This is a genomic window from Anaerostipes amylophilus (genome assembly GCF_025567365.1).
Lineage (GTDB): Bacteria > Bacillota > Clostridia > Lachnospirales > Lachnospiraceae > Anaerostipes > Anaerostipes amylophilus.
Window position 1 is genome coordinate 264,060 of record NZ_JAOQJG010000001.1, and the last position, 12,480, is coordinate 276,539.

The 12,480-nt window shown below is 37.4% G+C and carries 12 protein-coding genes and 2 other annotated features; of the genes, 2 read left to right on the plus strand and 10 right to left on the minus strand.

Going from position 1 to position 12,480, the window contains the following annotated elements; all coding sequences use genetic code 11:
* Positions 1-34: 34 nt before the first annotated feature.
* A complete protein-coding gene (locus OCV53_RS01325; RefSeq protein WP_055196338.1) occupies positions 35-3,490 on the minus strand; it encodes a DNA polymerase III subunit alpha in 3,456 nt (1,151 codons plus the stop codon).
* A 197-nt stretch (positions 3,491-3,687) separates the two neighbouring features.
* Between OCV53_RS01325 and OCV53_RS01330 the strand changes: the two genes are divergently transcribed.
* Both OCV53_RS01330 and OCV53_RS01335 read left to right on the plus strand, forming a co-directional pair.
* The gene (locus OCV53_RS01330; RefSeq protein WP_055196339.1) at positions 3,688-5,046 is read left to right on the plus strand and encodes a UDP-N-acetylmuramoyl-tripeptide--D-alanyl-D-alanine ligase; all 1,359 of its coding nucleotides are present in this window, start codon (positions 3,688-3,690) and stop codon (positions 5,044-5,046) included.
* A gap of 73 nt (positions 5,047-5,119) precedes the next feature.
* Positions 5,120-5,361, plus strand: a binding site (T-box leader).
* Positions 5,362-5,536: 175 nt separating this feature from the next.
* Entirely contained in the window at positions 5,537-7,240 is a 1,704-nt protein-coding gene (locus OCV53_RS01335) for a carbon starvation CstA family protein (protein WP_055196340.1), read from the plus strand.
* Between the two features lie 126 nt (positions 7,241-7,366).
* Here OCV53_RS01335 and OCV53_RS01340 read toward each other — a convergent pair whose 3' ends face one another.
* The 9 genes from OCV53_RS01340 to OCV53_RS01380 all read right to left on the minus strand — a co-directional run bounded on the left by OCV53_RS01340 (position 7,367) and on the right by OCV53_RS01380 (position 12,416).
* Positions 7,367-8,311, minus strand: a complete 945-nt coding sequence (locus tag OCV53_RS01340; protein WP_022374210.1) for a 2-hydroxyacid dehydrogenase — start codon at positions 8,309-8,311, stop codon at positions 7,367-7,369.
* Positions 8,312-8,453: 142 nt separating this feature from the next.
* Positions 8,454-8,816 (minus strand): 50S ribosomal protein L7/L12, encoded by a 363-nt coding sequence (gene rplL / locus OCV53_RS01345; protein WP_008393894.1) that lies wholly within the window; start codon positions 8,814-8,816, stop codon positions 8,454-8,456.
* 43 nt (positions 8,817-8,859) lie between these two features.
* Entirely contained in the window at positions 8,860-9,363 is a 504-nt protein-coding gene (gene rplJ / locus OCV53_RS01350) for a 50S ribosomal protein L10 (protein ID WP_022374211.1), read from the minus strand.
* A 41-nt stretch (positions 9,364-9,404) separates the two neighbouring features.
* Positions 9,405-9,539: a sequence feature (ribosomal protein L10 leader region), on the minus strand.
* Between the two features lie 156 nt (positions 9,540-9,695).
* The gene (gene rplA / locus OCV53_RS01355; protein ID WP_055196342.1) at positions 9,696-10,388 is read right to left on the minus strand and encodes a 50S ribosomal protein L1; all 693 of its coding nucleotides are present in this window, start codon (positions 10,386-10,388) and stop codon (positions 9,696-9,698) included.
* A 64-nt stretch (positions 10,389-10,452) separates the two neighbouring features.
* Positions 10,453-10,878, minus strand: a complete 426-nt coding sequence (gene rplK / locus OCV53_RS01360) for a 50S ribosomal protein L11 (protein WP_008393891.1) — start codon at positions 10,876-10,878, stop codon at positions 10,453-10,455.
* A gap of 83 nt (positions 10,879-10,961) precedes the next feature.
* The gene (gene nusG, locus OCV53_RS01365) at positions 10,962-11,507 is read right to left on the minus strand and encodes a transcription termination/antitermination protein NusG (RefSeq protein ID WP_055196343.1); all 546 of its coding nucleotides are present in this window, start codon (positions 11,505-11,507) and stop codon (positions 10,962-10,964) included.
* Positions 11,508-11,522: 15 nt separating this feature from the next.
* A complete protein-coding gene (gene secE, locus OCV53_RS01370) occupies positions 11,523-11,720 on the minus strand; it encodes a preprotein translocase subunit SecE (RefSeq protein WP_055196344.1) in 198 nt (65 codons plus the stop codon).
* A gap of 39 nt (positions 11,721-11,759) precedes the next feature.
* Positions 11,760-11,924: a 50S ribosomal protein L33 gene (rpmG, locus tag OCV53_RS01375; RefSeq protein ID WP_179976028.1), complete on the minus strand. Its 165-nt coding sequence runs from the start codon at positions 11,922-11,924 to the stop codon at positions 11,760-11,762.
* A 144-nt stretch (positions 11,925-12,068) separates the two neighbouring features.
* The gene (locus OCV53_RS01380; protein WP_022375579.1) at positions 12,069-12,416 is read right to left on the minus strand and encodes a hypothetical protein; all 348 of its coding nucleotides are present in this window, start codon (positions 12,414-12,416) and stop codon (positions 12,069-12,071) included.
* Positions 12,417-12,480 lie beyond the last annotated feature (64 nt).

Sequence of the window (12,480 nt, forward strand, 5' to 3'; positions counted from 1 at the left end):
TAATCCATTTAAAGAAATTTTTCAATAGTCTTTGTTATATTCCTAACGATCTGATGCGAATATTTTCTTTGCCATAACGTTTTTCAAGGTCAAAAATCAGATTTTCATCATCTGAAACCATAAAACTGCTTCCAAGTCGATTAACAGCGCGCTCCGCCTTACAATATATAATAACTGGATTTTTTCCAGGATATGAAGTCAGAATTGCTTTTAAATCATTTTCATCTGTAAAAAATGTTTCTTTATCTGCAAATTGTACCCATAACTCTTGTCTTTGATCATCAAAGCTTATGATCTGATCACATATCAATTTACTTTCTTCTTCTGAAATCTGTGTTTTCCCTTTAATAAATACTTTCGCATCTTCTCTTAAAAGAGACTGATATGCTGCATACTGTCTTGGAAATACAACAACTTCCACAGTTCCTCTTAAATCTTCCAGTGTGATAAATGCCATGTTCTGATTTTTCTTTGTGAGTTTTACATTCATCTCACTGATCAGCCCGCCAATGATACAGCTTTCCTGATCACGGATCTTTGTCTTTCCTGTTTCCTCATCAATCACAAAATCTGAAGTGTGTGCTGTAACACTTCTCTCTAACCGTTCCATATCATCTTCTAGCGGATGGCCGCTGACATAGATTCCAAGAACTTCTTTTTCCATCGCAAGTTTCTGTTCCTTTTCGTATTCCCCAACATCGGGATACGTGATCTTAAAAGATTGCTGATCTTCTTCTCCAAGAAGATCCATAAGGCTCATCTGTCCTGCAATCTCATTTTTACGTTCTTTCTGAATGCTGTCGATCACACTGGCATAGACGATCATCTGCTGTTTTCTTGTAACTCCAAAACAGTCAAGTGCTCCAGATTTAATCAGATTCTCTACTGTTCTCTTATTGATCTCTTTGCTTGAAAGACGTTCTACAAGATCTTTGAAATCTCTATATAGACCATTTGCTTTTCGTTCTTTGATGATTGCTTCGATCACCGGTTTTCCAAGGCTCTTGATCGCTGTCAGTCCATATCGGATATTGCCTCCATCAACTGAGAATGCCCCTTCTCCGTAGTTGATATCCGGGGGCAGAATCTTAATTCCAAGCTTCTTGCATGCATAACTATACTCTGAAATCTTATTTGTGTTTCCAAGCACTGATGTTAACAATGCTGCCATAAATTCTACTGGATAATGACATCTTAAATATGCTGTACGATAAGCAACCACCGCATAAGCAGCAGCGTGAGATTTATTAAATGCATATTTTGCAAAGTCTAGCATCTCATCCCAGATCTGGTTAGCTGTCTTTTCATCGATTCCATTATTGATACATCCTGGAATTCCTTCTTCTTCATTTCCATAAACAAAGTTCTGACGCTCCTTGATCATAACATCGCCTTTTTTCTTAGACATGGCACGACGCACAAGATCACTTCGTCCAAGAGTATATCCGGCAAGTTTCATAACGATCTGCATAACCTGTTCCTGATAAACAATACATCCATAGGTTGGTTCAAGGATTTCTTCCATCTGTTCACACTCATAATGAATACTTTCCTGATGATTTTTTCCTTCGATATATCTCGGAATAAAGTCCATTGGTCCCGGACGATACAAGGAAATCCCTGCGATAATATCTTCCATATTCGCTGGTTTTAATTCCTTCATAAAAGATTTCATTCCTGAACTTTCCAGCTGGAACACCCCTTCTGTATGGCCATTTCCGATCATCTCATAAACTTCTTTATCTGTCGGATCAATTTTTGTAATATCGAATTCTGGCACTTTTCTGCGCACCATTTTCTCTGCATCCTGAATTACTGTTAATGTACGTAATCCTAAGAAGTCCATTTTTAGTAGTCCAAGTTCCTCGATCGTTGTCATGGTAAATTGTGTAACCGCTGCATTATCTGCACCTGTCGCTAAAGGTACATATTCATCGATTGCTGTCTTACCGATCACAACTCCAGCTGCATGCATGGAAGCATGCCTTGGTAAACCTTCCAGTCTCTTTGACATATCGATCAAATAATGTGTCTCTTCATCCTGTTCATAAGCTGTTCTTAAATCTTTACTGATCTTTAATGCTTTGTCGATCGTAATATTATTTTCATTCGGCACCATCTTGGAAATGCTGTCAACTCTTGCATATGGAATATCCAAGACTCTTCCAACATCTCGGATCACAGCTCTTGCTGCCATTGTTCCAAATGTAATGATCTGTACAACCTGATCTTTGCCGTATTTTCTTACGACATAATCGATTACTTCCTGTCTTCTTTCATAGCAGAAATCCACGTCGATATCAGGCATGGATACACGCTCTGGATTCAGGAAACGCTCAAACAGAAGCTGGTACCTGATCGGATCGATGTCAGTGATCTCAAGACAATAAGAGACAATACTTCCGGCAGCAGAACCACGCCCCGGTCCAACAGCGATCCCATGTTCTTTTGCATAATGAATAAAGTCCCATACGATCAGAAAATAATCAACATATCCCATATTTTCAATCGTTTTTAATTCATAAGCTAATCGTTCTCTCAATTCATCTGTAACTTCTGGATATCGACGTTTTAATCCTTCCTCACATAAATGATGCAGATAAGTGACTGCCGTATATCCCTCTGGAACATCATATTCTGGTACTTTCTGTTCTCCAAATACGATTTCTACGTTACAGCGTTCTGCAATCTTTCCTGTATTCTCAATTGCCTCTCTCGCATATGGGAACAGTCTTTGCATTTCTTCTGGTGATTTTAAATAATACTGTCCGCCCTCATAACGCATACGGTCTTCGTCTTGTACTTTCTTCCCTGTCTGGATGCAAAGCAGGATATCGTGTGCCTCTGCATCTTCCTTAAATGTATAATGAATATCATTTGTGGCAACCAGATCGATCCCTGTCTCTTTCGACATCTTAAGAAGTGCCGTATTTATCTTTGTCTGATCTGGAATTCCATGATCCTGTAATTCTAAGAAAAAGTTATCTTTTCCAAATAAATCCTGCAATTTCAGTGCTGTATCTTTCGCTTTTTCATAGTTATTTTCACGAATATATGTTGCAACTTCCCCAGCAAGACATGCACTTAATGCGATCAGACCTTCGCTGTATTTTTCCAAAACTTCATAATCTACTCGCGGTTTATAATAAAACCCTTCAGTAAATCCTCTGGAAACGATCTTCATCAAATTGTGATATCCTGTATCATTCTTGGCAAGGAGGACCAAATGGTAATATCTTTTATCTCCCTGACTTGCTTCCTTATCAAATCTTGAACCAGTTGTTACATAAATCTCACATCCGATGATTGGTTTGATCCCTTCTGCTTTCGCTGCCTTATAAAAATCGATCACTCCATACATAGCTCCGTGATCGGTAATCGCAATACTGTCCATTCCAAGCTCTTTCGCCTGATGAACAAGTTCTTTTATTTTACTCGAACCATCCAGAAGACTGTATTCTGTATGGACATGTAAATGTGTAAAACTCATGAAACACCTCTTTTCTAATATCTTCTATATTCATATGTCAGTTTTGTACATCTTATGGATATTTTATGTTTTTTGTATTTTCTGGCTATCATTTTATCATACTATCGTATTTTGTGCTATAATCTGTAGATAACAGCATGATTTTTTATGATACCTGATCTTGCTGAAATATAAAAGCGAAAGAAACGAGGTTTTCTATGGAAAATATAACAATTCAAGACATTTTAGACGCAACTGGCGGAACACTTTTATGCGGTGATCCTTCCATGAAGATTGACCATTTAAGTACAAATTCTATGGAGGTAGGTCCAAACACTTTATTTGTACCGATCATCGGTGAACGCGTTGACGCACACATCTTTATTCCAAATGCATTAAAAGAAGGCGGTGCTTGTTTAACACAGGAACATAATGAAGCCGAAGGGGATGCCCCTTATATTAAAGTTCCTGATACTTTAACAGCAATGCAGCAGATTGCTTCTTATTATCGAAATAAAATGTCACTTCCAATCATTGGTGTAACTGGAAGTGTTGGAAAGACAACAACCCGTGAGATGATCGCTCACGTTTTAAAAGGAAAATATAAAGTATTCGAAACAATCGGTAATCAAAATAGTCAGGTTGGTGTGCCTTTAACTTTAGATCATCTGACATCAGAAGATGAGATTGGTGTTCTTGAGATGGGAATGAGTGAAAAAGGCCAGATCACAACTCTTGGCAACATTATTCATCCAAACGTTGGTGTTGTCACAAATGTTGGCGTTTCTCATATTGAAATGATGGGTTCCAGAGATAATATCTGCATCGAAAAATTAGATATTCAGAATGGACTTCCAGAAGATGGTGTTCTTTTCTTAAATGGGGACAATGACATGATCCGCAAACATATTGACTATGTAAAAAAACCATATGAATTTTATGGTTTTGCAGATGATTGTACATATCGTGCAGAAAAGATCCGTGAAAAGAATGGACAAACTTTATTTGAATTCCACTACGGTAATATGAAAGAAAATATCACATTAAATGTTCTTGGAAAACATAACGTATCCAATGCCCTGGCTGCAATTGCGATCGGTCTTCGCTATGATGTTCCAATGGATGCGATCAAGACACAATTATCCACATTTTCTGGTCAGAGACAGAATATTGTCCACGTAAATGACTATACTCTGATTGACGATGCATATAACGCAAGTCCTGATTCCATGAAAGCAAGCCTGAGCATTTTATCTGATTTTAAGACAAGAGGACGTAAGATCGCTGTCTTATCTGATATGCTGGAACTTGGACCGGATTCACCAGAATATCATAAAGAAGTTGGTCGTTTTATCGCTACAACGAAAGTAACAGACCTCTTTATCACAGGTGAACTTTCCAAGAATTATATTGAAGAAGCATGGAAAGAAAATCCTTCCCTTCATACACGTACATTTTCTTCCAACGACGAGCTGATTGCTTTCCTTGAAACTTACTTAAAAAAGAATGATGTCGTACTGATCAAAGGATCTAATGGTATGAATCTTAAAGAAGTAAGTAAAGCTTTGATGGCATAATTGTACAAAAAATAGAACATCATTTTTTCTTGACAATCTTTTTTTACAGGTCTATTATAAGTGCAACGAAATACAGAATGCAATGAGCAGGACACATTGATATTTGAATTCTTTTCAAGAGAGTTGTCGGAAGCTGCGAGACAATAAAGAACTTATATCAGTATCCCCTGCGAGCAGTCAGCTGAATGTGAATTTTCATTAGTAAGTGCGACCGGATTCCTTCCGTTATCGAGGAACACATTAAATGATGTGATTAAGGGATTACGATTTGAGTAATAAAAAGAAGTGGTACCGCGGAGAATATTCGTCTTCTGGAATGTTGATAAAACATTTCAGGAGACTTTTTTATTTTTAAATAATTTTATTATAAATGACCATAACCCCATGGATACACATCCTGTAATTTTATTTTTTTTACTAGTTTTTATTGTATCCTGTGTTTTGAATACATCATACTTTATAATAAAAATTTTAAGAGGAGTGATTAAGAATGAATAGCTTAACAATCGTAGCAATCGCAATCGTCGTATTAGTTGCTGGTTATGCTCTATACGGACGTTGGCTCGCCAAAACTTGGGGAATCGATCCTAATGCGAAAACCCCAGCTTACACACATGAGGATGGTGAAGATTACATTCCAACACCTAAAGCTGTTGTATTTTCCCATCAGTTTTCATCCATCGCAGGTGCAGGTCCTGTAACCGGACCAATCATCGCCGCAATGTTTGGATGGCTGCCAGTTCTTCTCTGGTTGTTAATTGGTGGTATCTTCTTCGGAGCCGTTCAGGATTTTACATCTCTTTATGCTTCTGTAAAGAATGAAGGAAAATCCATGGGTGTCCTGATTGAAAAATACATCGGTAAAACAGGAAGAAAATTATTCCTTCTGTTTTCTTGGTTATTTACTTTACTTGTAATCGCAGCTTTCACAGATATGGTTGCCGGAACATTTAACGGATTTACTGTAACCGGTGCTAAAAGCTCACCGAACGCTGCAGCTGCTTCTATCTCTATGTTATTTATCTTAGGAGCCGTTGTTTTTGGATTATTTACAAAATATTTTAAACCTAATCAGAAAGTAGAATTCGTTGCAGGAATCGTATTACTGCTCGTTATGTTAGCTGTTGGTATCGCTTTCCCATTGTATTTCAGCAAGAATGCATGGATTGGTGTAGTCATGGTTTACTTATTCCTTGCATCCGTTATGCCAATGTGGTTAATGATGCAGCCTCGTGACTATTTAAGTACTTTCCTATTAGTCGGAATGATCATCGGTGCTGTCCTTGGTGTATTCGTTGCACATCCAGCAATGAACTTACCTGCATTCAACGGATTTAATGTTGGTGGAAAGAGCTTATTCCCTACATTATTTATTACGATCGCCTGTGGTGCTGTTTCTGGATTCCACAGTCTGGTATCTTCAGGAACATCATCTAAGACAGTCAGCAATGAAAAAGATATGCTTTGCGTTGGATATGGATCTATGATGGTTGAATCTTTATTAGGTGTCATCGCCTTAGTTGTTGTCGGTGCAGCAGCTGTTGGTGGTAAAATGCCTGAAGGAACACCATTCCAGATCTTCTCAGGAAATGTCGCTGGATTCTTAACATTACTTGGAATTCCTAAACATGTTGCTACATGCTTTATGACAATGTGTGTTTCTGCATTAGCATTAACATCTCTTGACTCTGTAGCAAGAATCGGTCGTATGTCATTCCAGGAATTATTCATGGGAGAATCTGCTGACGGATCTGATCTTACAGGTGTAAGAAAATTATTTACAAATAAATATTTTGCAACTGTTATCACATTATTCTTCGGATTCTTATTATGCTTAGGTGGATACAACAACATCTGGCCATTATTCGGAGCAGCAAACCAGTTATTAGCATCCTTAGTACTGATCGCATTATCTGTCTTCTTATTAACAACAGGAAGAAAAGGATGGATGTTATACGCACCTATGTGCATCATGTTAGTCGTAACATTTACAGCTCTTGTACAATCTGTTATCGGAATCTTTACTAAGATCTTTGTAACAGGTGGATTCGTATTTATGATCGATGGATTACAGTTGATCGTAGCTTTACTTCTTATGGCACTTGGACTTATGGTCGCAATCTCTTGCTTTAAGAAACTGTTCCAGAAGAGTCATGAAGGATCTTCAAATAGCTCTACACATGCTACAGTTTAAATGCTGATTTGATAGTCTTTCGTATATGTGACAAAAATAAGATAAGCAACCGAAAGCGATGCGGTTGCTTATTTATTTTTTATCATATACTCGAATTCTACAGTTGGCCAACTACAAATTAAAATTTTAGTTCATTACATTCACTGGATTTCCTTCCATCCAGTATTTTACATTGTCAAAATCAATGATCGCACGTTTTACTAATGCTTCTTTTGTTGCAAATGCTACATGTGGTGTTGCGATCAGATTCTTTGCGTGTAAGAGAGGATGATCTTTTGCTACTGGAGGTTCATTTTCAAAAACGTCAACTGCTGCTCCTGCAATCTTTCCTTCATTTAATGCATCTGCTAATGCTTTACTGTCAACAACTGGTCCTCTTGATGTATTTATGAGAACTGCATTTGGCTTCATGAGTGCGATCTCTTTCTCACTGATCAGACCTTTTGTTGAGGCGTTTAATGGTACATGCAGTGAAATAATATCACAAGTAGATAAAAGCTCTTCTAAATCCACATACTGCACTCCTGTAAGGTCTTTGACTGTTCTTGAATATGCATAAACTTCGCAGCCAAAAGCCTGTGCGATATTTGCTACCCTGGTTCCGATTGCTCCTGTTCCTACCACTCCAAATTTCTTTCCTTCTAGTTCAAATCCAACGAGACCATCTTTAGTTCCTTCTTTTCTAACAACCTCGTTGCAGGAAATAATATTGCGATACAATGAGATCAGAAGTCCAAAAACAAGATCTGAGACTGCTGCATTTGAGTATCCTGCACAATTGCACACCATAATTCCCTGTTCTTTGCAGGCATCCATTGCAATATGATCGATTCCTGTAAATGCTACTGCAAGCATCTTAAGATTCTTACATCCTTTAATCACGTCTGCATTTAATGGCAGGTTTGCAACCATGATAATGTCTGCATCTTTTCCTCGTTCAATTAAGCTTTCTGTGTCAGTTACTTTGGTCTGGTAAGATATGATCTCAACGGAATCTGGCAATGCTTTGTGTGCGATTTCCATCAACTTATCTTCTTCTACACCTAATGGTTCAATAATCACTAATTTCATAATCGTTGAATACTCCTTTCAATTATCTTCTTTTCTATTCTATCATCAAAGTCTTTATAATACAAAAAACTGCCACACCAGTTTTCACCAATGTGACAGTTTTGTTTACTTTATAGAAAATCTACTGGAGTAAATCTCTTAATTATTTAAGAGTTACTTTAGCTCCCTGTTCTTCTAATTTAGCTTTGATGTCTTCAGCTTCTGCTTTAGATGCACCTTCTTTGATTACTTTAGGAGCTCCGTCAACTAATTCTTTAGCTTCTTTTAATCCTAATCCTGTTACTTCACGAACAGCTTTGATGACTTTAACTTTAGCTCCACCAACTTCTGTTAATTCTACGTCGAATTCGTCTTTTTCTTCTGCTCCACCTTCAGCTCCAGCTGCTGCTACTACAACACCTGCTGCTGCGGATACTCCAAATTCTTCTTCACAAGCTTTTACTAAATCATTTAATTCTAATACTGATAAACCTTTGATAACTTCAATAATTTCCTGAGTTGTCATTATAATTTCCTCCTAATATTTTAAATTTTACTGATAACTGATCTTACTCAGCTGCAGCCCCTTCTCCGTCTTTTTCAGCGATCTGCTTAATAACACGAGCAAAGTTTGTAATTGGGGACTGAATGCTTCCAAGGAATTTCGCAAGTAATTCGTCTCTTGATGGGATGCTTGCGATAACCTGGATACCATCTTTGTCATAGAATGTTCCTTCTACAACACCAGATTTCATTTCTAATACTTCAACGTTCTTAACGTGTTTTGCAAGGATTCTTGCAGGAGCTGTAGCATCTGTCTTAGAAACAGCGATTGCTGTAGGTCCTGTTAAATCATCAGCTAATGCTTCAAATTCTGTTCCCTGGATTGCAAAACGAATCATAGTATTCTTATATACTTTGTATTCTACGCCAGCTTCTCTTAATTCTTTACGCATTGCTGTATCCTGTTCTACAGTAATTCCACGGTAAGAAACTAATACTGCTGACTGAGCGTCTGTAAGCAATTCTTTAATTTCGTCTACGATTGGTTGTTTTAACTCAACTTTTGCCATTGAAATGGTGCACCTCCTTGATTTATTTTGTGTACCACCGCACATATAAAAAGAAAACTCTATATCTGCACAGACATAGAGTGTTAATTAGCATATTCACTAATACTCTCCTCGGCAGGTTGTTCTACGTTGCGCCTTGCGGCACCTGCTGTCTTCGGCAGTAATACTTTATATATATTACAATACATCTGATCATATGTCAAATGTTTTTTTGCTTTTTTTGTTATGTTTTTATTTTTATGCAATTTCTGTCTTAGCACCATATAGAATCTGCATAAATATGGGACCAGACTACATGAGACTGGCCCCTTTTCATTAATTACAGCTAAATATTAAGCAAATTTTGTTGTATCAACTTTTACTCCAGGTCCCATTGTAGAAGTGATTGTTACATTTCTAAAATACTGACCTTTTGCTGCTGCAGGTTTTGCTTTTACGATTGCATCGATTAACGTCTGGAAGTTGTCCGCTAACTGTTCTTCTGTGAAAGAAGCTTTTCCAACTGGTACATGAATGATGTTGGCTTTATCTAATCTATATTCGATTTTACCTGCTTTGATTTCTTTGATTGCATTAGCAACGTCCATTGTTACAGTTCCGGCTTTAGGGTTAGGCATTAAACCTTTAGGTCCTAAGTCACGTCCTAAACGACCTACTACACCCATCATGTCTGGAGTAGCTACTACTACGTCGAAGTCATACCAGTTTTCTTTCTGGATCTTAGGAATTAATTCTTCTGCTCCTACAAATTCTGCTCCTGCTGCTTTCGCTTCTTCAGCTTTTGCATCTTTAGCGAATACAAGAACTTTAACTTCTTTACCAGTTCCGTGTGGAAGTACAACTGCTCCACGGATCTGCTGGTCTGCCTGACGTCCATCTACACCAAGACGGATATGTGCTTCGATTGTTTCGTCGAATTTAGCGTTTGCTAATTTTTTTACTAAAGCAACTGCTTCCTGTGGATCATAATTGTTTGCTCTGTCCACTAATTTTGTAAGCTCTGCGTATCTCTTACCTTTTTTCATTCTAAAAATACCTCCTGTGGTAATATCGGGAGTTCACCCTCCCACTTTCGTTTCAAATTTGTGACTACTCTTCTACTGTGATTCCCATACTTCTTGCAGTACCGGCGATCATGCTCATTGCTGCTTCGATAGAAGCTGCGTTTAAGTCTTTCATCTTTGTTTCAGCGATCTGCTGAAGATCTGCTTTAGAAATAGTAGCTACTTTAGTTCTGTTAGGTTCTCCTGATCCAGACTGGATTTTACAAGCTTTCTTTAATAAAACTGCTGCTGGTGGAGTCTTTGTGATGAAGCTGAAGCTTCTATCCTGATATACAGTGATTACTACAGGGATGATCATGTCTCCCTGATCAGCTGTTCTTGCGTTAAATTCTTTTGTAAACTGTACAATGTTTACTCCGTGCTGTCCAAGTGCTGGTCCAACGGGTGGTGCTGGTGTTGCCTTTCCTGCTGGAATCTGAAGTTTGATATAACCTTCTACTTTCTTTGCCATAATCGTTAACCTCCTGATTATTGTGGTAATTACGGGATAGCCCTCCCACTTTGTTTCAAATAAGATTCTGTTCTTATTCTTCGTTACGCTTTCTTAATATCTAAGAAATCAATTTCTACTGAAGTTGCTCTTCCGAACATCTCTACTTCAATAGTAACTGTCTGCTTGCTTTCATTGATTGCAGTAACCGCACTTGTTGTTCCTTCCCAAGCACCGGAAGTTACAACGATCATATCACCAACTTCGATATCAAGTTCGACTTTCTCTCTTGCTGGTGTTTCTTGCTGTTCTCCTCCAATCTGGATTCCTAATGGTTTCATCTCTGCAGGAGTCAGCGGTACTGGTTTTGATCCAGGTCCTACGAATCCTGTAACACCTCTTGTGTTACGAACCACATACCATGTGTCGTCGTTCATGATCATATGGATCAGAACATAACCTGGGAACATTTTTCTTGAAACTTGTTTCTTCACACCATTTCTCATCTCTACCACATCTTCGAGTGGTACGCGGACTTCTAAGATCTCATCCTGAAGCTTACGGTTCTCGATGGTTTTCTCAATATCCACTTTTACTTTGTTTTCATAACCTGAGTAGGTGTGAACAACATACCAATTTGCCTCTGCCATAAAATCTCCTTACTTCTATCCAACCAATGCCTGAATTCCATACTGGATTCCAACATCAAGAACTGCAACAATGATTCCGATAATAATAGCACAGATCACTACAACTGCTGTTTCTTTTGCAATTCTTTCTTTCGTTGGCCAGATAATTCTGTTAAATTCAGCTTTTAACTCTTTAAACCAACTTGGTTTCTTTGCTTTGTTAGTTTTCTCCATGTTTTCACTTCCTTTTCTCTCAAAGGGAATTACCGGAAATTATTTTGTTTCTTTGTGTAATGTGTGAGTTTTACAGAATTTGCAGTATTTTTTTGTTTCCATGCGTTCAGGATGAGTTTTCTTATCCTTTGTCATGTTGTAATTACGCTGTTTACATTCTGTACATTCTAATGTTACTCTTGTGCGCACAACTTCCACCTCCATTTTGTTTGTTGTTCATTAAAATAAGGCATAAAAAAAAGACCTTCTTCCAACGCTAAAGTCTAGCGTGATTATCATAGCATGTGTGTTGTTGCTCGTCAATGGGTTTTTCATTATTTTTTGAAGAACAATTTATTTTTCGTTCGTTTATTTGTAAATATTATATTCTTTCATAAGCTTGTTTCTATATTCTTTATCATTGTATATTTTCTCTATTTCATTTATTTTATTTCCTGCTATTAGTATTTTTACTAATTTTAGTGTTGCATCTTCACCCATACTGATTCCTTGTGTAATTCCACGCTCGATTCCTTTGTTAATCGCATTATCTAATATTGTACACATCGTAACTTCTCCTTTCTCATCTTTCTTTATATCCAACTGCAGAAATCTTTCATCTTCTGCAAAAATCCTCATAAACTTTAACATTTCATCTACATGTTTAATTGGTTTATGATTTTTATACTTCTTACATGTATTGTATTCTATTAACATTTTATTTTCAATAGTTTAATTCCTAATTTTTCAGTTTTATATACTATTATAATACAAAAAACCA